Genomic DNA, 24,668 nt, shown 5'->3' with positions numbered 1-24,668 from the left:
GAAAATTACCAGCACTGCTGTCTAATTTGTAACAGTTTTACTATTAGTTTCCGGCAGGGGTTTGCGCGTGCACAGATAAGCCAGCGGCCCGAACAGCGGCACTAATGTTACTGCCCAAAATGCTGTAGAGTTCTGCATTCCTCGGCGCGCCATCTCGTCTCCTAATAAGGCAGGAAATAGCAGGCAAAGCATACAAAAATCTAAACTCATTACATGGATAAAGCGGCTAGTCTGCCACTGCTGAATAAAATCAGACCAATCGCCGTTTGTCAAGCCAAAGGCAACTAAACCAACAGCAGCTAATGTTAAGAAAAATCCAGTAAAACGGGAGTCTAATATCTTTAAAAAGATATTTTTTTGACCGGGAAATTCTGGATTAGGTTCGCGCAGGGCTAAATAAGGCAGCAAGGCAACGGCGCCGACGCCAAAGGATAAAGTGGCAAATAACCATGCAGGTATTTTCTGGCCCCTGCCGTCAGCAAATAAGACGCAACTGTAGATGAGCGGCCAGACTCCCATGAGGTTGAATAACGCTACAATTAAAGGGTTGATGTCTGCTATTTTGCCTGTGGAAATATTGGTAATTAGTGTGATGGTTTTTTCTGGGCTGTCGGGTGGTGCAAATACAAAGGCGTAGGTGATAAATGCAATCCAAAGCAGCCAAAATCCAATTTTTCTGAACATAGTTAGTTTTTCTGACTTCTGATATTACTATAGCAAGCTTCAAGGGTTTTTGAATAAGACTTTTTTTATTTACCGCAGAGGACGCAGAGGACGCAGAGGAAGAGAGGAGAATATTTGAATGTCTTGCTATTTGGTATTGCGGGTTTTGGGTAGATTGCTAAATTTTTGCATAAATTGGCGATCGATCCAATCTTTCCAGTACCACAACAACCCTGATTCCCACATGAAAGATCCGCGAGATGCGATCGCCCTTTTATTCCCAGTACCAATTAACCCTAGGTATTGTTCCTGCGGTGCAAAGGGTTTCAGCGGTTTTTCCAATAAAAACTGCTGCAAATTATCAAACAGCGGTTTGCCCTGACGCACGGCAAACACGCCTGCTTTGGGACGGGGATAATTAACCATCGCAGCGATATCGCCAGCCCCAAATACGTTGGGGTGAGAGACTGATTGCAGGCAATCGTTGACTTGCATAAAGCCGTTTGAGTCGGCTGCTAAACCGGATTCTCTTATCCAATTGGCTGCCGATGCTTGTGTCACCCAAAAAATGATCTCGCACTCTAATTCTAAACCTGATTTACAGGAAATTTTGGCATTGGGCATTGGGCATTGGGCATTGGGCATCGGGCATTCTTGATTATCTTCTATGTCACTCGTTTCTGGCTTTTCTATAGCACTAACTTTTTCCATTAAATGCAGTTTAATCCCACGACTAATCAGAATTTCTTTCAGGCGGCGACGCACCCGTTTGTTATGTCCCGGCATTAATTCAGCACCGCTATGAAACAAATGAATTTCTGATGATGAATTTTCTAAATTTTCTTCCCTGGGACGACTTCCATCGGACTTCCCCAATCGAGATTGCATATTTAATGCTAATTCTACGCCGCCTGCACCGCCCCCTACAATGGCGATCCGCAGCGGTTTTTGGAGAGAGTTTTGCCTTTCGGAAATTAACTGATTCCAGCTAGCTAAAAACTCCGGTACGGGTTTAGCTGCAATTGCATATTTAGCGGCACCCGGTACAGATAAAGTCGCAGGAGTGCTGCCGATATCCACCGAAAGCACATCAAAATTAACGGGAGGAAAAGTTTGACAAATAACTAAAGTTTTGTTAAGGTCGATCGCGATCGCCCGATCGATTAATATTTGACACCTGGCAAATTCAGCGAGCGATCGCAAATCGATGTGACATTGATCATAATCGTAAAACCCGGCCACGTGCCCCGGCAGCATCCCCGAATAAGGCGCGTGCAGCACATCGCTAATCAGAGTCAAACGCACACCGGGCAGCGGTTTGATACCGAACATTTTTAATACGATAGCATGACTGTGACCGCCGCCAATTAACACTAAATGTTTCACAATTACAGATGTTCGAGCGAGATATTCCAGCACCGATATTGTACAGCACTTGCACTCCTGGGGCCGCACAGTCCGGTAAGGAAGGCTTGCAGTGCGTAATTGATTTCCCAGGAGTTAGACAGAATGCTGTCACTTACCCTCTGTCTCAGAGATTATACGGAGCTCAGTTGCGATCGCATAACATCAATTCACCCATTTCAGTTAACCGATTCCACATTCAGCGCCAATGGCTGTAGACTGTAGAGCGAGCAAATTTTATCACCAAATTATGCCAGGGTGTGTTTCAATAGCTAACTCACCATTCAAAACTATGACATTACGCATCATTCCGCGCAGTTGGCAGCGATCGATTAAAACTCTTTTCCCGCTTCTGTTTGCCCTGTCATTCATTATAGTATTGCTGGCGAACCACTTCATTCCGGCGATCGCCCAGGAACCCCGCCAGGAAATTCGCGGCGTTTGGATGACGACAAACGACAAAGACATCCTCAGAGATCGTCGCAAACTAGGAGATGCTGTCAGCAAACTAAAACGGTTAAATTTCAACACAATCTATCCCGTTGTCTGGAATTCTGGCTATGCAATGTATCCCAGCGATGTAGCGCAGCAAAAAGACATTCAACCCTTTGTTTACAGAGGGTTAGAGGGACAAGATATGATCGGAGATTTGATAGCTCAAGCTCACCGCCAAGGCTTGCTAGTAATTCCTTGGTTTGAGTTTGGTTTCATGGCTCCTCCCACATCAGAATTAGCCTTAAATCATCCCGATTGGCTGACACAAAAACAGGACGGCAGCCAAACATCAATCGGTGCAGGTGGCGAAGTAGTTTGGCTCAATCCCTTTCATCCCGAAGTGCAGCAATTCATTACCGAACTCGTACTAGAAATCACCACTAAATATAACGCCGACGGCATTCAATTTGACGATCACATGAGTTTGCCGTCTGAATTTGGATACGATGAGTACACAGTTGCTTTGTATACCAAAGAAACAAAAAAAGCTCCGCCCAAAGATTTTCAAAACCCAGCATGGGTGCAATGGCGAGCCAATAAAATTACCGCTTTTATGTCGCAGCTAAATCAAGCCGTCAAAGCAGTAAAACCCCATGCCATTTTCTCAATTTCTCCCAATTACTACGACTTTGCTTACAAACATCACCTGCAAGATTGGCTGGCTTGGGTGCGTTTGGATATTGCCGACGAGCTAATCGTGCAAGTCTACCGTTCCAATCTAGAATCATTTGTAGACAAGATTAACCGTCCAGAAATGCAAGAAGCGCAGCAAAAAATTCCCACCGGAGTTGGGATTATGACAGGTTTGAGAAATAGCCCAGTACCGATTCAGCAAATTAAATCTCAGGTGCAAGCAGTCCAAGGATACGGCTTAGGCGTCGCTTTCTTCTACTACGAAAGCTTGTGGGAATATGCACCAGAACCTCTAGCAGTTCGACTTTCTCAATTTAGCGGTTTCTTCCCGTCTTCTGCATTCCGAACAGCGCTACAAATACCCAGACGCGCAGCGACTTTCCCTCCGCCTGCGCCACCCAAACCAGACCCCAAAGCTAAGCCAGAGCAACCTACCAAAAACAGCCCACCTTCGCCCTCGCCAACCACGTAAAAGAATTAAAGAGTCATCAGTCATTAGTCATTGGTCATTGGTCATTAGTCATTAGTCATTGGTCATTGGTCATTAGTCATTAGTTAGAAACCATTAATTCGGACGGGCGGGTTTTACCAATAATATTGACGGCAACTAAAAGGAACTAAAAACCCGCCCCTGCCCAGCTAATAATTGCCTACAATACATTAGCAACACAACATTGTTGTGTCCAAATCAGAATATCTGTATTGCTGCTAATATTAACTCCGGTTGATTAATCATATAGCAATCCTAAATCATTTGTGAATTTCTTACTCCCTCCCCTTAGCAAGGGGAGGGTTGGGGTGGGGTAAAAAAATTACGAGTCATTTAGGATTGCTATACTAGCCGGAGCGGGTTTACGAGATAATCAGTTGTAGGCAATTATGGTTGGTAAAACCCGCCCCTACACTTGATTAATCATACTAGCCGGAGCGGGTTTACGAGATAATCAGTTGTAGGCAATTATGGTTGGTAAAACCCGCCCCTACACTTCTGTGTGATTATTTAACCGGACTTGCTATAACAACTACCATCAATAAAAATGCAAACTCACCAAAAAATTTTACTTCCAAAAATGGGCTGCGGCACTTGGGCCTGGGGCAACAGATTCCTCTGGGGCTACAATGAAAGCATGGACGAGGAATTGCAAGCCGTTTTCAATCTTTGTGTTAGTAACGGTGTCACTTTATTCGATACCGGGGACTCTTACGGAACAGGGAAATTAAACGGACGCAGCGAACAGCTTTTGGGTCAGTTTTCTCAACAATATCAAGGTGCAAATAAAGAGAGTATTTGTATTGCGACAAAACTGGCTGCTTATCCTTGGAGACTGACGCGACAATCAATGATATCGGCTGGCAAAGCCTCTGCGGCGCGCCTCGGAAAAAATGTAGATTTGGTGCAAATGCACTGGTCTACAGCTAATTACGCTCCTTGGCAAGAGGGGGCTCTTTTAGACGGTTTGGCTGACCTTTATGAGCAAGGATTGGTCAAGGGAGTGGGCTTGTCTAATTACGGGCCGAAACGGCTGAAATGGGTGCATCAAAGATTTAGCGATCGCCAAATTCCTATTGTTACTTTACAAGTGCAATATTCGCTACTTTCTACCTATCCGGTGACAGAACTCGGATTGAAAGATGTTTGCGATGAATTGGGGATAAAATTGATTGCTTACAGTCCTCTAGCCTTGGGTTTGCTGACGGGTAAATATTCCGAAAACGGCTCGTTTCCTAAAGGCATCCGAGGTTTGGCGTGCAAGCAGCTACTTCCGGGAATGCGATCGCTTTTGGAATGTTTGCGAGAAATAGCGGCATTCAGAAACAAGACTGTTTCGCAGGTAGCAATCAACTGGTGCATCTGCAAGGAAACTCTTCCGATTCCGGGGGCTAAATCTGTGGAACAGGCGAGGGATAATATTGGTGCTTTGGGCTGGGAGTTAGACTCAGGGGAGATTGCCGAATTGGATAAGGTGGCGGCGAGTGTAGATAAAAAAATGGTGCAGAATATCTTTCAAACTCGGTAAAAAGACTCTCGCGTGGGGTGGGGGCGGGTTTATTTAAGCTGTCTGCATTCTTTAAATCTTTTGGTGAACCCGCCCCTACAGTTTTTTGACGGCGGGTGCAAGAGATCGGGTTAAATAGATATGATTGCTGTAGGGGCGGGTTTTACAAACTATCATTGCCTAAAATCAATAATCTCATAAACCCGCCCCCACCGGATGACACAATCTTTCATTGATTCACACAAAAATTTTCCACGCAGCGCACAAACATTTCTACACCCATCCCCAGCGCAGTTTCATCAAAATCAAAACGCGGGTGATGGTGCGGGTAAGCCAAGTTTTTCTCTGGATTTGCCGAACCCAAAAAGAAATAGCAACCAGGGACTTCTTGCAAAAAGAACGACATATCCTCGCCGCCCATTGTTTGACATTCGGGAACGATTCCGGCAGGAGTTTCGACAACTGATTCTGCCACGCCGCGCACTAATTCAGCTATTCTCGAATCATTAATAACTGGCGGATAAAGCGCACAGTAATCTAATTGGTAATTAGCCCCGTGACTCTGACAAATTCCAGCAATTACTTGCTCGATTCGCTGTGCAAAATAACCTTGATATGCTGGGTTGAAATAGCGCACCGTGCCAGCGATTTGAGCGGTGTCGGCAATGACGTTGTGGGTGTGGCCTGCGTGGAATTTGCCGACAGTTACTACCGCTGAGTCGATCGGGTCAATGTTCCGCGCGACAATAGCCTGCAAAGCGCTGACAATTTGGGCTGTAACTACGATCGAGTCCACAGTCTGATGTGGCATTGCGCCGTGTCCACCTTTGCCAAAAATCGTGCAGTCAAAAACTTCCACAGCCGCCATCAGCGCGCCGCTGCGGACGCCTACAGTGCCTAAAGGTAGATTGTTCCACAAATGCAAGCCGACGATCGCATCAACATCAGGATTCTTCAAAACTCCCGCTTCAATCATCGGTTTTGCGCCTCCTGGCCCTTCTTCGGCGGGCTGAAAGATAAATTTTACTTTACCCGAAAAGCTGTGTTTGTGCTTAGCAAGATAACAAACAGTACCAAGGGCGATCGCAGTGTGGCCGTCGTGGCCGCAAGCGTGCATAATTCCATCATGCTGCGATCGATAATCCACCTCATTTTCTTCTTGAATAGGCAAAGCATCCATATCCGCCCGAATTGCCAAAACCCGCCCCGGTTTGCCGCTGTCTATAGTGGCGACAATACCAGTTTTAGCAATATTAGTTTCATGCTCAATGCCCCATTCCTGCAACTTTTGCGAGATAAACTGCGCCGTTAAATTTTCATCAAAACTCAACTCCGGTTTTTGATGCAAAAGGCGACGCCATTCGACTAGCTGAGGCTGCAAATTTCTAATTTCCAGCCGCAACTGAGATAAATCGACAGAGGTTAAATTCGGTAAAGTAGAAACCATGTTTTATTCTCCTTATAGCAATTCTGAATGAATAATTTGTGAAACTCTCTCTTCTCTTTCTCTGCGCTCTCTGCGCTCTCTGCGGTTAAAATAAAATCTTAGTGTTTAACCGCAGAGGACGCAGAGTACGCAGAGTTCGAGAAGAATGAGAAAGAGAGGTGTTGAGAATAGGGTTATTTAGAAGTCTGAGGAACTAAATTAACCCCTGGCAGTAACTGTTCTAAATCTAAATCTGAAGCAATTTTAGCTAATTTAGCAAGGTCAGTCGGGTCATCTAAATGCGGCAAAATACCCAACACAGGTATTTGAGTCAGCGACTGGATCAAATCAACGGGCGCTAAATCGGCAATTTCTTGTTCAGAATAAGCTTTAACACAATTGAGCACAATTCCTCTGAGCTTAAAACCAGTGTGTCTGGCGAGAGCAACATTTGCCACAGCTTGCCCGATCGCCCCCAACCTCACAGGTACTACCAAAACCCCCCTCAGCCGCCAATCCCTGGCAATATCGGCCACCGTCAATTCCCACGTTACAGGCGATCCCAGCCCTCCCAAAGCTTCCACCAACACAAAATCCTTGCGTTCAGAGAGGCTTTGCCAAGCCGTCCAGACCTTTTCGAGTTCGATACGTCTCCCCTCCCGTTCCGCAGCAATTGGTGGTGCTAGAGGCGCATCAAAGTGCAGCGGATTGAGTTCTTCGGGGGATTGGTCGAGGGAAAACAAACGGGTGTAGAGTTCGCGATCGCCCGTTCCTGTTTGCATGAGTTTCATAATTCCCAAACTGCGATCGGGAAAATACATTTGCCAATAAGCAGCCAGAGCGCTGGTCAAAACAGTTTTGCCCGCGTCGGTATCAGTTCCAGTAATTAGCAGCGAGTTCATTGGCAAATAGCTAACAAGTAATTGGCATCAACCTCAGTCTAGGGGAATTTTGCCAGAAGTTTAGAGTTCTGGCGATGGTGCGGGTGTTGGTGCTGGTTCCGGTGACGGCGCGGGTTCCGGTTCCGGTTGCGGCGACGGTGCCGGAGTTGGGGCCGGTTCCGGCGATGGTGCAGGAGTTGGCGCCGGTTCCGGCGACGGTGCGGGAGTCGGTGACGGTGCCGGAGTTGGTGCGGGAGTCGGTGACGGTGCCGGAGTTGGCGCGGGCGTCGGTGACGGTGCCGGAGTTGGTGCCGGAGTTGGTGCCGGCGTCGGTTTGGGCGCGGGAGTCGGCGCGGGCGTCGGTTTGGGTGCGGGAGTTGGCGCTGGGCTGGGTTCTGGCAAAGGTTCTGGCAAAGGTTCTGGGCTTGGTTCCGGCAAAGGTTCTGGACTTGGTTCCGGCAAAGGTTCTGGGCTCGGTTCCGGCAAAGGTTCTGGGTTCGGTTCCGGCAAAGGTTCTGGGCTGGGTTCTGGCACAGGTTCTGGGCTTGGGGTTGCCAAAGGTTGCGGGGTTGGGGTTGGCAAAGGTAGCGGGTTTGGTATCGGAGTTAGTGTCGGCGTCGGATTTGTAAGTGCTGGCGGTGTCGGAGTGGGTTTGGGCCGCGAATTGTTGAGAAATGAGCCGACTAAAGCCCAGGAACCAAAGCCCGTCAAGATTACTAAGCCGGCCAGCAGTCCGATCGCAGCAATGGGATTGTCCCAAAAAGTGTCGGCAGCAGGCTCAATTAACGGGTCTGGCTGTTTTTTTTGGGGGTGGGAACTCTCGGCGGCGGGCTCTGGCGGCCTGCCCACGGCCACCGTTGCTATTAGCGAAGGGTTTGTCGGCACCACTGCTGGCGGCGCGGGCGGTACAGTTGGCTGGCTAGGCTTAGGATTAGTTTGGGTGTCGAGTGCTTGGGCGACTTCGCTGACAGATTGATATCGATCGCCCGGAGACCGGCTCAACATCCGATTCAGCACCAAAGCCAAACCCGGGCTCACCTGCGCTTGCTGCTGCCAATTCCACTGCAGCGTTGTTTGATCGAGTAATTCCTGCGGTTCTTTGCCTGTCAGCAGGACGATCGCCGTTACAGCTAAAGCGTAGAGGTCGCTGCTGGCTGTTGCCCGCCCGCTTTGCAACTGTTCCATCGGCGCGTAGCCGATTTTACCGACAGTTGTCGCGTGGGCTGTTCCTTCGGGAGACTGGACTTTGGTGGCGAGTTCCTTCACCACTCCAAAGTCAATCAGCACCGGCAACTTGTCGTTTTCACGGAGGATGATATTTTCTGGGGAGATGTCGCGGTGGATGATGCCGCGGGCGTGGATGTGAGCGAGTACCGGCAGCATTTGCCGGATAAATACCAAGACTTCGGCTTCGGTGAAGCTGCGACCATTTGAAGTTCGATCGAGCATTAGTTCGCGGTAAGTCATTCCTTCCACGTAATCTTGCACTAAAAACAAACGCTGGTTCTCTTCAAATATTGCCCGAAACTGGGGAATTTGTGGGTGCCCAATTTGGTAAAGTATTGCCGCCTCTCTTTGAAACAATTCCTTCGATTTTTCCAAAACATAAGGCCCGCTTTGCACCGGAATCAATTCCTTCAGGGCGCAGCGTTCTTGAAACCGTCCCAAATCTTCTACTAAATAAGTCCGGCCAAATCCTCCTTGACCTAAAATATTCACCAAGCGGTAGCGGTTTTGTAGGAGAGTTCCAATAGCAATAGGTGGCTGCATAAGTTTAAGTTGAAACTGTTAAAAAATAGACGATCGCTCACAGACTTAGTAATGCTAGGTCTTTAATGCTCTTGAGCATACTTCACTATCTGTAGTCCCCAGTCCCGACCAAAGTTAGTATTTTACATTTTTTTGACATTCTTGGACGCAAGGATGGTCAGAAACCGGGTTTTTTCACGAAAATACACAGGTTGCAACCCGCAGCTCCGATCGAAAACCCGGTTTCTGCGTCAATATCTCAAGGGAGAAATGCACGATTTTCGTAGAAACCGGGTTTTTTGGCCTTAGCCCTATTGACACTCCCCTGGCTAAAGCCGAGGGGATTCTTGATTCGCAGAATCGACTTGCCGATGCAGAATTACTTCAACATCAGTAGCGGTCAACTCTCCACAAGCGTTCGGATCTAAGATCCAAGTTCCGACGTGCCCCGCCGTACTCAATCCCCGACTTAGGATTACTTTAGCTGCGTTGTGATCGCGATCTAATACACATCCACACCGACAAGTATGAGTTCGGGTTGATAGACTTTTCTTGACAATGGTTCCGCAGCTAGAGCATTCTTGACTCGTCCCGTGGGCTGGTACGGCAATTGTAATTCTTCCGAATACTTTACCAAAATATTCCATCCACACTCGAAACATATACCAAGATGCGTCGTTAATTGATTTAGCTAAGCAGTGATTCTTCACCATATTTTTGATTCTCAAATCTTCATAGACTACACAGTCGTTTGACTGGATGACGCATCTTGCTAACTTCACGGCAAAATCTTTACGCTGTCTACTTATTTTGAGGTGGCGTTTTCCTAGAATCACTCTAGCTTTTTTTCTGTTTTCTGAACCTTTGACTCGCTTTGAGAGCCGTCTTTGGGCTTTCTTTAATCGGCGCTCTCCTTTGCCCAGAAAACGCGGATTTTCGACGGCAACGCCATTGGAGTCTGTGTAGAACTCTTTCAGTCCCACATCTAATCCAATAGCATTGCCTGTAACTTCAACCTTCTCGGAACGGTCAACTTGAACGCAAAACTGGATGTAATATCCATCGGCTCGTTTGACTAAGCGCACTCGCTTAATTTGGCTAAGCTGATAAAAATGTAAGTCTCGCGTTCCTTTCAGCTTGAGTTTTCCGATGCCTTTTTTATCGGTAAAAGTGATAGATTTTCGGTCAGTTGCCATCCGCCACCCGGTCGTTTTATATTCGACCGACCGATTGTCTTTCTGAAACTGCGGAAAAGCCTTTTTTCCTGGGATTTTCTTTTTACAGTTGTCGTAGAATCGGGCGATTGCCGACCACGCTCTTTCTGCGCTTGATTGTCGAGCCATGCTGTTGAGTTCATCGCAAAACGTCCATTCTTTAGCTAAAACAGCACTGTACTTATTCAAGTCATACTTGTTGACTTTTTCGTTTTCCATCCAAAAGCGCAATGCTTTGTTACGGATGAATTGCACTGTTCTGATTGCTTCGTCTACAGCCTCAAATTGCTGCTTTTTTCCGTAGGCTTTGAACTCAAAAACTAGCATGACTTCGACCTCATCACGATGTTGCTTATGCTACCAGCATCAGCTTAAGGTCGCCAAAGTTGTTCACAAAGCTTTACATAGTTGCACCCTAGGTCGTAATCCTGAAATGTAATGAAAGATGCTGGGAGGCTAAAGCCTCCTTCTCTCTTTCATCCCCGGACTTTAGTCACGGGGTTTTCATGTTCGATTGTTATAAAGCTTGAGATGATTTATGGGAGATGTCTACTGACTACTGACTAATGACTACTGACTAATGACTACTGACTACTGACTACTGACTACTGACTACTGACTACTGACTACTGTCAACTGTTAAGCTTTGCTTTCACCATGTCTTGAATTCTGTTACCGTCTGCTTTGCCCTTAAGCTGCTGCATTGCCTTGCCCATCACCTTGCCCATATCCTTTGCAGAAGTAGCGCCAACCGATGCAATCACTTCGTCAACGACTTGACTCACCTCTGCGTCTGACATCTGGGGTGGCAAATACTCTTCAACAATGGCTAACTCCGCTTCTTCTTGTGCCACTAAATCTTCGCGGCCACCTTTGCGGTATTGTTCGATCGAATCCCGGCGCTGTTTGGCTATTTGCATCAAAATTTCCATTTCTTGAGCTTCTGTCAGCGTTTCTTGCCCGGAGGGACGGAGGCTGACTTCTTTTTCGAGAATAAATTTCTTGATGCCGCGAACTGTTTCCAAGCGAACTTTGTCCTTGGACTTCATGGCTGCTTTGATTTCTGCGTCAATGCGTTCTCTTAAGCTCATCGATTTCTACCTTGCTTTGCCCGATATCAAAAATCTGGAGTATGCTCCGATTCTTAACTTTTTTTACAGTATTTTTCCAGTTTATTGCCTGTTGGTGGCTTTTTTATCGCATTGAACCCGGATGCCTTCGGCCTTCGACTGAATTTGGGGTGGCTGCACTTGCAGCCTCAGCCCCAAATTGACTCTCGCCAGAACTTTTAGACGCAGGGGCACAAGTGCGATCGTACTTCTGCCAGTACAGAGGTCGCTAGAACCCACATTCCACGCCCTGGGGTGTCACACAGCATAATTACGCAGAATGCTCTATCTTTACAGTAATAAATTATGCCCTTAAAAAGTAATTTATCCGTTAATCTACGGTATTTTAGTATAATTTATAGTTTTATTGCTGGATAAAAATAAGTAAAAACCGATTGTGACCGTTGAAGGTGTCGAATGTGGGCTAGAAACCCGGTTTCTCGGACATATTTCTGCAAGTCCTATTCAATTCGCCTAACCTAACACTTGTGGTCGCCCCGAAAGTTAAATGTATTAAAAAATTGGCTGAATATTTCTAGTTTCAGATGGTAAGATAGCGATGGAATAAACGTCCTGCAAGAGGCCTGCTGTGATCCGTTCTGCTACTTTACCGCTTCCGCTTCCCGAGCCGCCGGTTTCCGCTCATGACCGTCTGCGGCTGTTCTCCGGTTCTGCTAATGTTCCCCTCGCCCAAGAGGTGGCTCGCTATCTGGGGATAGATTTGGGGCCGATGGTTCGCAAGCGGTTTGCTGATGGGGAACTCTACGTTCAAATTCAAGAATCGATTCGGGGTTGCGATGTTTACTTGATTCAGCCAACTTGCTGTCCGGTAAACGATCGCCTCATGGAATTGTTAATTATGATCGATGCTTGTCGCCGCGCTTCGGCTAGACAAATTACTGCTGTCATTCCCTATTACGGATATGCTAGGGCTGACCGCAAAACGGCCGGAAGAGAGTCGATTACTGCAAAATTAGTGGCTAATTTGATTACGGAAGCTGGGGCAGGTCGCATTTTGGCGATGGATTTGCACTCGGCTCAGATTCAAGGTTATTTTGACATTCCTTTCGATCACGTTTACGGTTCGCCGGTGCTTTTGGATTATCTGGCGAGCAAGCAATTGACGGATATTGTTGTGGTTTCGCCGGATGTTGGCGGAGTCGCTAGGGCGAGAGCTTTTGCCAAAAAGCTTGGTGATGCTCCCCTGGCAATTATTGACAAGCGCCGCCAAGCTCACAACGTGGCAGAAGTGATGAACCTCATCGGTGATGTCAGGGGCAAAACTGCTGTTTTGGTGGACGACATGATCGATACTGCAGGCACCATTTCTGAGGGCGCCCGATTGTTGCGCCGCGAGGGTGCGAGGCAGGTTTATGCTTGTGCTACTCATGCGGTGTTTTCGCCTCCGGCGATCGAGCGTTTGTCTAGCGGGGTTTTGGAAGAGGTAATTGTTACGAATACAATTCCTGTACCGGAAGAGAACCGTTTTAAGCAGTTGACGGTGCTTTCGGTAGCCAATTTGCTCGGAGAAACTATTTGGCGGATTCACGAAGATAGTTCTGTAAGTAGTATGTTCCGCTAGACAGGAAAGGCGCTTTTTGAATGTGTGTTTTAGGGTGCGTTAACAAGAGTGTAACGCACCGTTTTTTTGCTCAATAGTGCGATCGTTTCCCGCCAGTAATCAGCCCAGGCGCATCTAAATTTTACTGTCAAGTCCCATCAAATTCTTGTGGAGTGGGCGTCTCGCCCGCTCGGAAAATACAATTTAGATGCCCAACTGCTTATCCAGTTCCTCGGTAAAATAACGGTTATAAGTTTGTAGTAAGGACTCAAGTCCTCATACAATTCGCTCGGACTTGAGTTTTCACTACGAACCAATTTGACGATCGCCGATCGATCGCACTTGGTACCACCGGAACAAGAGATGGTAAAATTCTATCTTGTTGTTGGAAGAGGGCGACTTTTTTATATTCTAGATAAGTCTCATCACCATAAGGAGCCAATAGGGAAAAATCATGAAACATTCACTTGTACGAACAGTGGCCGCACTGGCCGGTTCAGCAATTTTAACACTTGGCGCGATCGGTTCGGCTAAAGCATTTACTTTTGACGAAACCGAAATTAACCAAGACCGAGTAATTGTCATCGCCCAACCCCGCCCTTTCGGTGGCTACCAATTGCTAATTGTAGAACAAGTATCTGACAAGCGAAAGTGCTGGAGCGAAAGCGGCTCTAATCCCGTGAAAGTCGATCCGTTATTAGTTACTTTTGATTTCACCGGTATTTGTGGCCGCGCAACAGACAGCAACGGCTTTTCAATTCGCATGGCAGGCACCGATTTAGCATTAAAATACACCCTGACTTTGGAAACTGTTGATGGTAATGTTCTACTAATGGGAACCCCGGTAGATTACCAAGGTAAATCTGTGATTATCGGTCGCACAAATGGCGATGTTAACGAATTCATGAAAATTACTCTCGATCCTGCTTGGCGCTTGAGTAAAAGAGCTTACCAAGGACGCACATTAGGTCACTTTTATTTCACTACCAATGAACCCGCACCGGGAGAAATTGGCAATACCGGAGGCAATACCGGAGGCAATACCGGAGGCAATACCGAAGCAATACCGCAGCCAATACCAATACCAATACCAATACCGCAGCCATTACCGCAGCCATCACCGCAGCCATTACCGCAGGAAATACCAATACCGCAGCCAATACCGCAGGAAATACCAATACCGTAGGTAATACTGGCTTTTCTACAATTCGGAGATAGCTACCGATGATGTCTACGCTTCAATAGCTTTCGGCAGCAACTTGCTGTTACCAGAGAGCAATTTGTATCTTTAGTTTGGGAATATTTGAAATGAATACAAGGTGCTAATATCACCTTTCCTAGCAATCTTTCTATCCGTCTCTATAGCGAGGTTGATATCTCCCGCTGGAGTGCCGGAAAAGTTCTATTTGCGCGGGACAACAAGATAGTTAGCGGCTATCAAGATGGAACTTTTAAACCTACGCAGCCCGTCACTCGCACTGAATTGATGGGGGTGCGCCGTCGAGAGGCGGGATTCGGTTTGTCGGCGGGAATGCAGCCAAATTTAGTTGCTAAAGAGCCGTTTAAAACTTTTTCAGACACTCAAAATTATTGGGCTGCTTCTATTATTACTCAAATGTATTCTTATTGTTCTGTTGCTGCCGCTATTAAGGAAATTGGCTCGGTTTCCTCCGAATGATTCTGCAAAGCGCAATTACGCGGCGGCGGCTACTTTGCGGATGCTGAAATGCGTCAAGGCTCAGTAGGGCGAAGTAGATACCCGACAACTTTGGCGAAGTCGGGTATCTGAGTATTCTGTTTTTTTTAGCTTGACATTTTACGCTACACCGTAATCAGTATACGGTCGTTTGTATGGGGGTTGCAATCCCAAAACAATATCCTCTCTCGGTACTCCCATTGCAACTAATTCCTCCGCAGGATTTTCCTCAGTCAAATTTTGTTGAAGCCAGATTTTTCCATCTTTGATGTCAATGTGAATGATGCTTCGATAAATCCGGGTTAAGTGTTCCCAGCCGACATTCATCCACTGATAATGATCTCGTTCTGTGTCGCAGATAAGTTGCACTTCGACTTCATCATCGGAAACATCATCTTCGGCATAACGGGTGATTAATGTCTGAACATATTGACGATATTGAGCTAGTTTGTCCATTGCACAATTACCTCATTTGTTGGATCGTATACGATTAGCAACACCTGATACTGTTGTACCGCAGTTTGAGTAAACTCATACTGAAAAAATGTTCTATACACTTCAAATGGAACTGCCAAGTACAATTTGCGATTGGGTTCCACCGATGCCAAGGCAAGCCGATAACTGAGAAATTGCCCCAATGCAGCATAAAAGTCTGTAATCGCAGAGGAATTGAGGAAGCTTTTGATTTCGACTGCAATTTTCTCCCCACCTCGCTCCGCTGCGACTAGCCTTTCTGCTCCCAAATCGACCTGAAAGTTAACATTACCAAACTTAAACTTTAGTGGATCGGCAGTAATCACCCACTGTTCTTTTTGAAGGGCCCGTTTTACGGATTCGTGGAAGGTATCTTTGGCAGACACAGACAAAATCTCAGCGCGATTGCAAATAACTATTAATTATACATAAATCGCGGTATATTGTCAATCGGTACCATCCTAATTTTCTAAATAGTTTTAATTTTTAAGTTAAGGAGGAGTCTAGTCCTCATCATATCGTTTACTTGGGTTTCTTCTTAGATGGCTTTTTAGGAGTTTTCTGGACGGGGATAATTTCTTGTTCTTGCAAGATGACATCTTCTGTTACTTTACATAAGTCATTCAAAGAAAGTTTTTGTTGCGATTCGAGTTCGTTTAGCAAGTTTGAAGCTGTTTCTAATATTTGTTTTCCCTGTCGGACTTGAATAGTAGTTTTATTTTCGATCGCATCTAGCAACACAAAAATCGAAACTGTTTGCCAAATATCTAAATCGTCGCCGATGACATCGCACTCAGACACAATTTTGCCGTTTTCGGGGACGTGAATTCCTAAGCCGGAAGCTTGAATTAACGGCTGGATTTCTGCTATACTTAAATCCGCCAGGTCAGTAATTTTATGTTCGAGCGATACTAAATCTGCTAAATCTGGCAAGTTGACCGATTCTGTCGCTAAAGCATCGAATTTAAAGGTAAGAGTTTGATTCAGCGGATCGGAAATGGCATAAATTGATTGAATTTGCGATCGACTAACTGCACCTTTCTCGAAAAAATTTCTACCTTGGGGGGCAATCGCAATTTTCCCATTTTCAGCCACCTCCAAGCTTTCCAAACTAACCAGAGTCGCCGCCGTAGTCTTCACAAAAATCTCGTCCAACCCCAGCAAATCCGCCAATTCCTTCAAAGTTGGCGCAGGTTCAAACTCAACACCCGCCCGCAAAATGAACTCTTCCAACACGTTAAACTCGCGCGGTTCGCTAACCGCCACCTCCAGCGGAGTTTGGCGGATTGCGAAGCGGAATTGACGCGCCGCCAACACAGACAAACCCGGATTTTGTTGCTCAATCTGTTCGGCTAGCGAACTTAAATTCGAGTCTATGGGTTTAGTTGAGGACGCTAGAGACATCTACAAAACCTCCGCAGTGACGCACCGTTTTTGAAACTTCCTGATACATTTTTCCCACTGTACCTGTTTGTTGGGTAAATAAATCGTGGCAGCCGACAACTACCAGCAATTCTTGAGCGCGGGAAAATGCCACATTCACCCGTTCCGGTTCCTTCGCAAATCCAATATCGCCCCTAACATTATTGCACACTGTGCTGACAATAATTACAGGCCTTTCCATGCCTTGAAATATGTCAACCGTACCAGTGCGGATGCTCAAAGCAGGGAATCTGTCGCCTTCGATTCTGTCTTTAATTGCATTTAATTGAGCAGCATAAAAAGTGATGATTCCGATTTCTTTCGGTGGTTCGCCGTCGGCAACTTTGGGCTGCCAAGCTATCTCCATTTGTTCGCACAAACGCTCGATCGCATCAATCTCCTTGACATTCAACCGCGAAGTACCCTGTTTTTCCTCTTCAAACCCTTGTCCGATCGGCGTTTTCACCCACAGAATGTGATTATTTTCTTGAATGATTCTACCTGCGAGGTTGTGGGCGCGTTTGGTGTCTGCTTCCTGAATGCCACAGTTGAGCTTTTGCTGGTAAAACTGATTGATGGCGCCCATAATTTGTGGGTGCATTCGATACTGAGTTGTCAGCATTTTTTTGATGCTGTCGCTGGCAGTTTCAAACAATACTTTAAACAGCGATTCTTTGATGAAGCTAAGTTCGTCTCCGGTACAGCCGATGTCTTCGGCAATATCGTCGATCGTACTTTGATTAAACATCGGCGGCAATTGCCTGTGATCGCCCACTAATACTAACTTTCTGCCTTTCAAAGCGGGGATTAATAACTCTGGCGGAGTGCATTTGCTAACTTCGTCAATGATGACTGCATCAAAGCTGGGAAAGTTTTTAGTAAAATCGAAGCTAGCAGCCTGCACGCAAGTAATGCCGATCACGTTGGCATTGTCAATATAAATTTGCTTTAAATCGTTGCGGTCTTTTTCTGATGGATTGCGGAGTTTTTGAATCCAATCTGTTACAAAGTTTTGAGAGCGATTTAGTGCGGTTTCTTCTTGTTCTAATTTACGTTGCCAAGTTTTGAATAAACGCTTAATTTTGTTCAAAAAAGCTACGGTGAATAATCCTGTATTCGGAACTTCTGGCTGATATTGAGTCGGGATAGTTTGCCATGCTGACTCCCACCAATTTCTCTCGACCAGTAATGCTGCTGTTGGTTGCTGCTGTTGCATTTGAGCATTAATTTCGCTCAATTCTGCTTGTAGTTGAGCGAGTTGCTGCTGCGAAGTTGCAGCCGCAATTTGTAGCGGGGACAAATGCTCGTCAAGGGTGTTTTTGATGGTTTCCAAAACCCCAAAAGGATCTAAGTCAGCAATTGATTTTTCAAGCTGAATCGTGGTTGATTTCCAAGCCTCAACTTGCTTGACAAACTGCTGCGGTTGCTCCCAAATATTCGATTTTTGGGCGAGATATTGTTCCGCTAAAATCCGCAACTTTTCAGGTACATTTGGCTGTTGGACAATAGCTTGCAACAAATTAGTAACTTCGCTAATTTTTAAGTTGGCCTCTTGCTGCGCTGTTTCTACCTGAAGTTTAGCGGCGGATATTTCCTGCTGGCTCAATGTTTGACCAATTTTATCTAATAACTGTTGCTGTTTGATAAGCTGCTGTTCGGTTTCGGTTTTCAGGGGAACCACGCACTGACGCGCATTTGCTAGGATACTGTGCAGCAATTCTTTGACTAAGCGATCGAAGGTAGCCTGGATATGATTTGGGTGCAACGATTGACTGTAAAATTGTTGAATGCTAGCTAAGAAAGTGCGAGCTTTTTCGATGATAAATTTGCGCTGACTTTGGCTGACTTGGGAATAGCTGGCGAAGTCTTTGGCGAGTTGTTGCCACTGTGTACGATCGCCCGCAGAGAGTACGATCGGCGTTTGACTCAAATTTAGGTGCAGAAACTCGCTAAACCGGAACTGTTGCCCTTGTATGTCCTTAAAACCTGCGCTTTCTTCGTGGGATATAGCCTTTTGCAACCGATCCAAATCGGGCAAATTGATTTTGCATTTGGGCGGTACGATCGGCAATTTGAGCGATCGGGCAATTTTCAGCAATCCTGTCGGCAATTCTACCATATCATCCGTCAGCATTGCGCCCGTTTCCCAGCAAGTTTTCACGACTTCATAGAGCCCCGTATCTGCTGTCTCAATCCACTGTGCAACGGCGACGACAACGGCTGCAATTTCCGCTTTTCGCAGTTCCAAATTCTTGATTTTCTGTTCGAGATTTTGGCGATGTGTCTGATTTTGCCGATCGCCCAATTCGAGTTGATTCACAGCCTCAGACATCTGCCGCGACACCCGCAACGACTCCGCAACCGCCGACATAGCGTGACAAACATCATCAGCGCGATCGAATGCCGTCTTAAATTCCGATATTTGCGCTGCTACAGTTTCCTGCAGCCAAACAGCAATCCCAAACGCGCCGCAAGCAGGGCGATCGAACCCTATTTGAATAGCATTGCTAGCGGCAATCCGCACATTTGCCATAAAGTTTTCTACTAAAACATTGCCTTCTGAATAGGGTTTTAGTCGGGGCATAAACTCGGCAACTTCTGGAGATTCCCAGTTAACTTGCGGCGCATCCAGTAGATTTTCTAGCCCCGAAACCACCGATTCAATATCGCTTTTTTCGGTTAAAATTAGTTCATAATTGGTTGCTTGCTGGTTGCACTTTTCCTCAATACTTGCTTTACTGTCGTGCAGGTGTTTTAGTTCATTAAAAAAATCTCTCTCTGCGGCACAGTAGGCGGTAAATCGCTCGGATTCTGCCACCAACTGCCGCAAAGATTTGACATTAGTCAGGCGCTGCGAGAGCTTTTGTTCGCAGTCAGTCGCCGTATTTTGCAGCCAAGTGCCGATCGCATTTTCCTCCAAAAACGGCTGCCCTTCTTCCTGCACCTTATGAGCTTTTCCCTTTCGCAAAGCCCGAATCGCCGGATTGTGAACTAACCGACTCAAAGCATTGTCTACAGCCAAATTTGCTTGGGAAGCAATTAGCGTTTTGCCACCCTGACGGGCAATTTGATAGCAAATCTCCGCAATCACAGTCGTTTTGCCCGTTCCCGGCGGCCCTTGAATCAAAATTAAATCCCGCGCCGAAAGCACCGTTTCTACGGCGGCAAGTTGATCGTCATTAGCATTGCGATTTAATAAATTTTCCCGATCCAATTTAATCAGTTTTTCGGGAATTCTCGCCTGAGAAGAGTCGAATAAAAACTCACTTAAATAGGGATTTTGAGCGCGCCCATCTGTCAGCATTTTTAAAGCTTTTTTCTTGCGTTCAATCTGACTAATATCGCCCGCAGCCTCAAAATACAAGAATCCTTGTTTGGGCATTTGATATCTGCCGCCCGCCATGCGATATCCTAAATCAACATCTAACTTAATGCGTAATTTACCATGTTCAAAGTCAATTTCAGCGATGCTACCTAATGTCTCTCCATCGCGGCTGCTTCTGCTTCCGGGCGGCGAATCAAACAGGATAATTTCTTCATTTCTGGCTTTTTTCAGCCTTTCGCGAAAGTCGCCCAATTCTAAGGGATTTTCCTCGTAGCCGTCAAGAGTTGCGGAATTACGCTCAATTTCAAAAGTGACGATTTTGAAGCCGGAACCGTAATTGTGTCCTCGGAAAGGTACACAAAATTGACGCGCTTCGGCGATGCGTTTTTCTACATTTAAAAAAGTGTGCCAAACCTTTAGTTGTTCGGTAGTCGGTATGTGCCTGTCGTCCCAAAATGGCATTTGTTGGACGCGGGCGATCGACTTTACAGGAATTGGCGATCTACTGTTAGCCAAAAGTCGCAACTGAACCGGCAAAGAATACCCATCTTTCCTCCCTCTGGGAACCGCCACCAAACCAGCATCCAGCAGTTTTAAACCGCCAATTCCGTCTTCACAGCGTACAGTTGCTAACAACCGCAAAGTGCGATCAGCTTTTTGCAACAATTGGGGTAATTCAAAATCATCTCCATCCGTAGCAAGGAGCAATTCCCAGATTTCTTCTTCCGAAAATCTCTCATTTACCTTTTGGCGGCGCACGTAGAAAAGACTGTGGGATTTGCCGGCAATCTCAGACATCAGAATTTCCGCACGCTCTCTGCATTCCCAATCGCAATATTTCCCTAAAGCCGCTTCTCCTTCTATATCGCGAATAAACTTATTAATTGTGCGATCGCCACTAAATTTATATCCCCAATCTTCTGTTACTAAAGATGGCATATTTAGATTTTAGATTTTAGATTTTAGATTTTAGATTGGATTTAAGATTAGCACATCGGAACTTGTGCCGACACATTGGTGTCAATAACCAGCCTGAAACCCCTGAGAAATCTCGCTTTTCGCTGAGTCTAGATCCCCCTAAATCCCCCTTAATAAGGGGAGTAGGGGTTGACTTCGATGACGCTCTTGTCCCCCCCTTATTAAGGGGGGTTAGGGGGGATCGATCCCTAACTGTCAAACAGCAGACCCATACTACTTTTAACGTTAAGTTGACACAAATGATGCCGACAGAACCGCTAAATCCCAAAGATTAAGGTGTGCCGAAGCCCACCCGGAGGCGATCGAATTAAACAGTTCAGAATTAAAAGGGCGAATGATGGGAATTGAACCCACGAATGGTGGTACCACAAACCACTGCCTTAACCACTTGGCTACACTCGCCATAACGTTTCTAACTATAGCATCAGATCTCAGCACAAGTCTAGGGGTAAGGCAAAAATATTTTGAAATATTTCTGAGCGTCCCTGAACCGGACAGATCGATTGTGCGTCAAATTCCCAGCACAGTAAGAGTTTAGCACAATTTTCGGCCTGTGCGATCGGCCTGTGCGAGCCTCTTCGAGGGCTTCGCCAACGGCAATTATCTCGCCCCCAGCACTCATGCGGCGTGGGTTCGGCAGCTCTGGCAGCGTCCCGATTCGATCCAGGGCATTAAAATAGCCTTATCAGCCCAGGCGCATCTACAGTCCAGTTTGATAAAACTCACCTCTGACACCATTTTTAAGAACAGGCTTTCCGGCCTGTTCCACAAAGAATGAATTTCTTTTAGGGTGGGATCTTCTAGCCCACCCCTAAAAGCCTGATTGAGAATGGTGCAATATCTCAGATGAAATGCTTGTGGGGTGTCCCGCCCGCCCGAAAAATACAACGCCAGAAGCGGGACAGCTTATCCCACGCCGCATGAGTTATCAACCATCCCTTTTCTCTCTCTTCTCTTTTCCCTATTCCTTCGCGTCGCTTCGCGTCTTCGCGGTTCGTTTAAAAAAAACTCTTCTCCGCAATCCAAAATCTAAAATCTAAAATCTAAAATCGATATGAGCTACTGTATCAACCCAGAATGTCAAAATCCTCAAAACTCCCACACCGCCAAATTTTGCTTAAACTGCGGCTTTAACCTGTTGCTGAGACAGCGATATCGCCCGATTGAACTTTTAGGTAGAGGCGGATTTGGTAAAACTTTCCTAGCAATTGATCAAGACATCCCATCTGTACCCCGCTGTGCAGTCAAGCAATTTTATTTTTACGACCGCGACCCCGAAATTTTCAACAAAGCCGTTGAATTATTTCGCCAAGAAGCAGTCCGTTTAGACGAACTCGGAAAACACCCGCAAATCCCCACATTATTAGCGGGATTTGAACAAGAAGGTCATATTTATTTAGTTCAAGAGTTTATAGACGGGCCGACTCTTAAACAAGAATTAGACAAGAGTGTCTACGATGAAAATCAAATTTGGCAACTGCTGCAAGACTTATTGCCGGTGCTGCAATTTATCCATGAGAAGCGCGTCATTCACCGGGACATCAAACCCGAAAATATTATCCGCCGCCAATCGGACAACAAACTCGTATTGATCGATTTCGGCATAGCCAAACTGCTGACTGATTCAGCGATACTCCGTTCAGCAACGCTCATCGGCAGTCAAGATTATGTAGCTCCCGAACAAATGCGCGGCAAAGTATTTCCTGCTAGCGACCTTTATAGTTTAGGTGTTACTTGCATTCGCCTAATGACGCAAGTTCCTCCCTTGGATATGTACGACTGCAACCACGAGCGCTGGTGGTGGCGCGAGTTTCTCCCCAAAGCCACGAGTATTAGCGACGAGTTAGGTGAAATTTTAGATAAATTGCTGCAAACTCGTCTCACTCAGCGGTACAGTTTTGCTACGGAAGTTTTGGACGATATCAAAGCAGCTTTAGATATTCGCCATCAAAATTTGCTTTCGCCGGAAAAGCAGATCATCGCTCCTGCTCTTAATAATAGCGACAACTCTGCCGATATCAACGCCCTACAAACTCCTGATTCTCCGATTTTACCCACAAATGCCCTAGCCAATTCCGCAGAAACTTTTTCCTTATCTGTTACTTCAAATACTTCAAATATCGAGCCAACCCTAATTTCTTCACGGGGAGTTGATTATACCAAACTGCGAGATTTTTTGTCTAACAAAAAGTGGAAAGAAGCCGATCGCGAAACTTGGGGCTTGATGTGTCAATCTCTTTCCCAGCAACCGGGAACTCAGCTAGAAATTAGCCAAATTTACCAGATCCCCTGCGAAGATTTGCAAACAGTCGATCGCCTTTGGTTGCACTACAGTCAAGGTCGGTTTGGCTTCAGCGTCCAAAAGCAGATTTATGAAAGCGTTAAGGGAGACTATATCAGATTTTGCGATCGGGTCAACTGGCAAACCTACAATTCTGCTAATACTTTAGGGCAGATTAAATTTAGTCAGCAAGCACCAATCGGACACCTCCCCTCTCGCAGTTGGGTTGGCGGCATTCAGTGGCTGCGGCATCTCGATGCCCTGTCAGCAAAATTAACCGAGTGCGACAATAATGCAGCTTGTAAATTGTAATTTGGTCTACCGACTCACTAAGTAAAATTTCATATTTAAACTCTACCTGAAAGCAGAGAAATTTGTCGAGCTAGATGTATCCATCGACCGAGGCTCGGTGCGAGCGCTTATCGCACAATGGATTCTGAAGGCGAACACAGATAAAGTCTGCGATCCTGAGACTGTAACAACAGAATTAAAGAGAGGTATCAATCCATGTTTTTTCACAAAAAGCAATTAATGGCTGCGGTGACTGTAGACCAACCCAACCCCCGTTTTGCCCAATTGCTGCTAGAACAGTTTGGCGGAGCAACCGGAGAACTGACAGCAGCTCTGCAATACTGGGTGCAGTCCTTTCACTGTGAAGATGCAGGGATTAAGGATATGCTCCAAGATATTGCAATAGAAGAATTCAGCCACTTAGAAATGGTGGGCCAACTCATAGAAATGCACACCAAAAACTCTGACCAAACAGAAGCTTACAAAAGCACTTTGTTTGCGGTGCGTGGCGTAGGCCCACACTTGTTGGACAGCCAAGGTCAAGCTTGGACGGCAGCTTATGTCAACGAAGGCGGCGATGTGGTGCGCGATTTGCGTGCTAATATCGGTGCGGAAGCAGGAGCCCGCCAAACCTACGAAGAGTTGATTAAACTAGCACCGGATATGGGAACGAAAAAGACGTTGCAGTTTCTGTTGACTCGCGAAATTTCTCACACTCAAATGTTCATGAAAGCTCTGGAAGCGCTGGGCAAACTTACCGATCCGATGTTCGGCAATATTCCGCCAGATTCCACTGTGGATCTCTACTTTAACTTGTCCACAAATGGCAAGGATGAACGTGGCCCTTGGAACTCGGAACCTACTTTCAAATACATTGCCGATCCCGCTCCCAAAGCTTAATTTGAGAGTAGTGTAGGGTCTGTGGCTTAGAAGATTTAAGCCCAGTATTCAGTAATTTTTAAGCCCTGCACCTTCTTTCGTAGGGTGTGGGGCTTAGGAATGAGAATTAAATAACTTCCACTCTTGAAAGTGGGATGGGCGTCCCGCCCGTCTAAAAAGGACGGGCGGG

21 protein-coding genes, 1 tRNA gene and 1 pseudogene are annotated in these 24,668 nt (G+C 46.2%); 9 read left to right on the top strand and 14 right to left on the bottom strand.

Going from position 1 to position 24,668, the window contains the following annotated elements; genetic code table 11:
- Positions 1-21: 21 nt before the first annotated feature.
- Together QUB11_RS13360 and QUB11_RS13355 are read right to left on the bottom strand one after the other, a co-directional pair.
- Positions 22-684 carry a DUF2834 domain-containing protein gene (locus QUB11_RS13360; protein WP_333204531.1) on the bottom strand — a complete coding sequence of 221 codons (663 nt, stop codon included), beginning with the start codon at positions 682-684 and terminating at the stop codon, positions 22-24.
- A 126-nt stretch (positions 685-810) separates the two neighbouring features.
- Entirely contained in the window at positions 811-2,049 is a 1,239-nt protein-coding gene (locus QUB11_RS13355) for an FAD-dependent oxidoreductase (RefSeq protein WP_333390844.1), read from the bottom strand.
- Positions 2,050-2,057: 8 nt separating this feature from the next.
- Between QUB11_RS13355 and QUB11_RS13350 the strand changes: the two genes are divergently transcribed.
- From QUB11_RS13350 to QUB11_RS13340, 3 genes are all read left to right on the top strand, one after another.
- Positions 2,058-2,285 (top strand): hypothetical protein, encoded by a 228-nt coding sequence (locus tag QUB11_RS13350; protein WP_333390840.1) that lies wholly within the window; start codon positions 2,058-2,060, stop codon positions 2,283-2,285.
- Positions 2,276-3,667: a glycoside hydrolase family 10 protein gene (locus QUB11_RS13345; protein ID WP_333390837.1), complete on the top strand. Its 1,392-nt coding sequence runs from the start codon at positions 2,276-2,278 to the stop codon at positions 3,665-3,667. Before QUB11_RS13350 ends, QUB11_RS13345 begins: the two co-directional genes overlap by 10 nt.
- A gap of 565 nt (positions 3,668-4,232) precedes the next feature.
- Positions 4,233-5,213, top strand: coding sequence for an aldo/keto reductase (locus tag QUB11_RS13340; RefSeq protein ID WP_333390835.1), 981 nt, complete (start codon positions 4,233-4,235; stop codon positions 5,211-5,213).
- A 208-nt stretch (positions 5,214-5,421) separates the two neighbouring features.
- On the opposite strand, the gene QUB11_RS13335 is transcribed toward QUB11_RS13340, so the two are convergent.
- The 6 genes from QUB11_RS13335 to QUB11_RS13310 form a co-directional block, all read right to left on the bottom strand.
- Entirely contained in the window at positions 5,422-6,639 is a 1,218-nt protein-coding gene (locus QUB11_RS13335; RefSeq protein ID WP_333390834.1) for a M20 family metallopeptidase, read from the bottom strand.
- 173 nt (positions 6,640-6,812) lie between these two features.
- Complete coding sequence (gene bioD, locus QUB11_RS13330) at positions 6,813-7,520, bottom strand: dethiobiotin synthase (RefSeq protein ID WP_333390831.1); 708 nt, start codon at positions 7,518-7,520, stop codon at positions 6,813-6,815.
- Positions 7,521-7,580: 60 nt separating this feature from the next.
- A complete protein-coding gene (locus tag QUB11_RS13325) occupies positions 7,581-9,269 on the bottom strand; it encodes a serine/threonine-protein kinase (protein ID WP_333390828.1) in 1,689 nt (562 codons plus the stop codon).
- A gap of 308 nt (positions 9,270-9,577) precedes the next feature.
- Positions 9,578-10,789 carry a transposase gene (locus tag QUB11_RS13320; RefSeq protein ID WP_333390825.1) on the bottom strand — a complete coding sequence of 404 codons (1,212 nt, stop codon included), beginning with the start codon at positions 10,787-10,789 and terminating at the stop codon, positions 9,578-9,580.
- 305 nt (positions 10,790-11,094) lie between these two features.
- The gene (locus tag QUB11_RS13315; RefSeq protein WP_333207189.1) at positions 11,095-11,553 is read right to left on the bottom strand and encodes a GatB/YqeY domain-containing protein; all 459 of its coding nucleotides are present in this window, start codon (positions 11,551-11,553) and stop codon (positions 11,095-11,097) included.
- An 81-nt stretch (positions 11,554-11,634) separates the two neighbouring features.
- Positions 11,635-11,811 carry a hypothetical protein gene (locus tag QUB11_RS13310; protein ID WP_333207190.1) on the bottom strand — a complete coding sequence of 59 codons (177 nt, stop codon included), beginning with the start codon at positions 11,809-11,811 and terminating at the stop codon, positions 11,635-11,637.
- A 349-nt stretch (positions 11,812-12,160) separates the two neighbouring features.
- Between QUB11_RS13310 and QUB11_RS13305 the strand changes: the two genes are divergently transcribed.
- Complete coding sequence (locus QUB11_RS13305) at positions 12,161-13,153, top strand: ribose-phosphate pyrophosphokinase (protein WP_006635514.1); 993 nt, start codon at positions 12,161-12,163, stop codon at positions 13,151-13,153.
- 247 nt (positions 13,154-13,400) lie between these two features.
- Here QUB11_RS13305 and QUB11_RS13300 read toward each other — a convergent pair whose 3' ends face one another.
- Entirely contained in the window at positions 13,401-13,595 is a 195-nt protein-coding gene (locus QUB11_RS13300) for a hypothetical protein (protein ID WP_333207191.1), read from the bottom strand.
- On the opposite strand from QUB11_RS13300, the gene QUB11_RS13295 reads away from it, so the two are divergent.
- From QUB11_RS13295 to QUB11_RS13285, 3 genes and pseudogenes are all read left to right on the top strand, one after another.
- A complete protein-coding gene (locus QUB11_RS13295; RefSeq protein WP_333207192.1) occupies positions 13,587-14,318 on the top strand; it encodes a DUF3747 domain-containing protein in 732 nt (243 codons plus the stop codon). The two genes, QUB11_RS13300 and QUB11_RS13295, sit on opposite strands and share 9 nt — an antisense overlap.
- A 126-nt stretch (positions 14,319-14,444) precedes the next feature.
- A pseudogene (locus QUB11_RS13290) lies at positions 14,445-14,570 on the top strand (DUF3747 domain-containing protein); the annotation flags it as partial.
- Positions 14,571-14,624: 54 nt separating this feature from the next.
- Positions 14,625-14,810: a hypothetical protein gene (locus QUB11_RS13285; protein WP_333256664.1), complete on the top strand. Its 186-nt coding sequence runs from the start codon at positions 14,625-14,627 to the stop codon at positions 14,808-14,810.
- Between the two features lie 138 nt (positions 14,811-14,948).
- Here the strand turns inward: QUB11_RS13285 and QUB11_RS13280 are convergent, their stop codons facing one another.
- The 5 genes from QUB11_RS13280 to QUB11_RS13260 form a co-directional block, all read right to left on the bottom strand.
- Positions 14,949-15,284 (bottom strand): XisI protein, encoded by a 336-nt coding sequence (locus QUB11_RS13280; protein ID WP_333207194.1) that lies wholly within the window; start codon positions 15,282-15,284, stop codon positions 14,949-14,951.
- The gene (locus tag QUB11_RS13275) at positions 15,272-15,688 is read right to left on the bottom strand and encodes a XisH family protein (RefSeq protein WP_333207195.1); all 417 of its coding nucleotides are present in this window, start codon (positions 15,686-15,688) and stop codon (positions 15,272-15,274) included. The genes QUB11_RS13280 and QUB11_RS13275 overlap by 13 nt, the downstream gene beginning before the upstream one ends.
- A 136-nt stretch (positions 15,689-15,824) precedes the next feature.
- Complete coding sequence (locus QUB11_RS13270; RefSeq protein ID WP_333207196.1) at positions 15,825-16,706, bottom strand: hypothetical protein; 882 nt, start codon at positions 16,704-16,706, stop codon at positions 15,825-15,827.
- A complete protein-coding gene (locus QUB11_RS13265) occupies positions 16,684-20,988 on the bottom strand; it encodes an AAA domain-containing protein (protein WP_333207197.1) in 4,305 nt (1,434 codons plus the stop codon). Before QUB11_RS13265 ends, QUB11_RS13270 begins: the two co-directional genes overlap by 23 nt.
- Before the next feature lie 368 nt (positions 20,989-21,356).
- Positions 21,357-21,429, bottom strand: a tRNA-His gene (locus tag QUB11_RS13260).
- 652 nt (positions 21,430-22,081) lie between these two features.
- Between QUB11_RS13260 and QUB11_RS13255 the strand changes: the two genes are divergently transcribed.
- Together QUB11_RS13255 and QUB11_RS13250 are read left to right on the top strand one after the other, a co-directional pair.
- Positions 22,082-23,620, top strand: a complete 1,539-nt coding sequence (locus QUB11_RS13255) for a serine/threonine-protein kinase (RefSeq protein ID WP_333207198.1) — start codon at positions 22,082-22,084, stop codon at positions 23,618-23,620.
- A 195-nt stretch (positions 23,621-23,815) separates the two neighbouring features.
- Positions 23,816-24,499, top strand: coding sequence for a manganese catalase family protein (locus tag QUB11_RS13250; protein ID WP_333207199.1), 684 nt, complete (start codon positions 23,816-23,818; stop codon positions 24,497-24,499).
- Positions 24,500-24,668 lie beyond the last annotated feature (169 nt).

Origin of the sequence: Microcoleus sp. B6-A1 (assembly GCF_036705085.1) — a bacterium.
GTDB lineage: Bacteria > Cyanobacteriota > Cyanobacteriia > Cyanobacteriales > Microcoleaceae > Microcoleus.
Note: the sequence above shows the minus strand (reverse complement) of the source record. Positions and strands in the feature narration are given on the sequence as shown.

Bases quoted from the DNA above. Each gene is read 5' to 3' on its own strand.
- QUB11_RS13360 (WP_333204531.1), bottom strand. From the start codon at position 684: ATGTTCAGAAAAATTGGATTTTGGCTGCTTTGGATTGCATTTATCACC.
- QUB11_RS13350 (WP_333390840.1), top strand. From the start codon at position 2,058: ATGTTCGAGCGAGATATTCCAGCACCGATATTGTACAGCACTTGCACT.
- QUB11_RS13345 (WP_333390837.1), top strand. From the start codon at position 2,276: ATGGCTGTAGACTGTAGAGCGAGCAAATTTTATCACCAAATTATGCCA.
- QUB11_RS13340 (WP_333390835.1), top strand. From the start codon at position 4,233: ATGCAAACTCACCAAAAAATTTTACTTCCAAAAATGGGCTGCGGCACT.
- QUB11_RS13335 (WP_333390834.1), bottom strand. From the start codon at position 6,639: ATGGTTTCTACTTTACCGAATTTAACCTCTGTCGATTTATCTCAGTTG.
- bioD (WP_333390831.1), bottom strand. From the start codon at position 7,520: ATGAACTCGCTGCTAATTACTGGAACTGATACCGACGCGGGCAAAACT.
- QUB11_RS13325 (WP_333390828.1), bottom strand. From the start codon at position 9,269: ATGCAGCCACCTATTGCTATTGGAACTCTCCTACAAAACCGCTACCGC.
- QUB11_RS13320 (WP_333390825.1), bottom strand. From the start codon at position 10,789: ATGCTAGTTTTTGAGTTCAAAGCCTACGGAAAAAAGCAGCAATTTGAG.
- QUB11_RS13315 (WP_333207189.1), bottom strand. From the start codon at position 11,553: ATGAGCTTAAGAGAACGCATTGACGCAGAAATCAAAGCAGCCATGAAG.
- QUB11_RS13295 (WP_333207192.1), top strand. From the start codon at position 13,587: ATGAAACATTCACTTGTACGAACAGTGGCCGCACTGGCCGGTTCAGCA.
- QUB11_RS13300 (WP_333207191.1), bottom strand. From the start codon at position 13,595: ATGTTTCATGATTTTTCCCTATTGGCTCCTTATGGTGATGAGACTTAT.
- QUB11_RS13280 (WP_333207194.1), bottom strand. From the start codon at position 15,284: ATGGACAAACTAGCTCAATATCGTCAATATGTTCAGACATTAATCACC.
- QUB11_RS13270 (WP_333207196.1), bottom strand. From the start codon at position 16,706: ATGTCTCTAGCGTCCTCAACTAAACCCATAGACTCGAATTTAAGTTCG.
- QUB11_RS13265 (WP_333207197.1), bottom strand. From the start codon at position 20,988: ATGCCATCTTTAGTAACAGAAGATTGGGGATATAAATTTAGTGGCGAT.
- QUB11_RS13255 (WP_333207198.1), top strand. From the start codon at position 22,082: ATGAGCTACTGTATCAACCCAGAATGTCAAAATCCTCAAAACTCCCAC.
- QUB11_RS13250 (WP_333207199.1), top strand. From the start codon at position 23,816: ATGTTTTTTCACAAAAAGCAATTAATGGCTGCGGTGACTGTAGACCAA.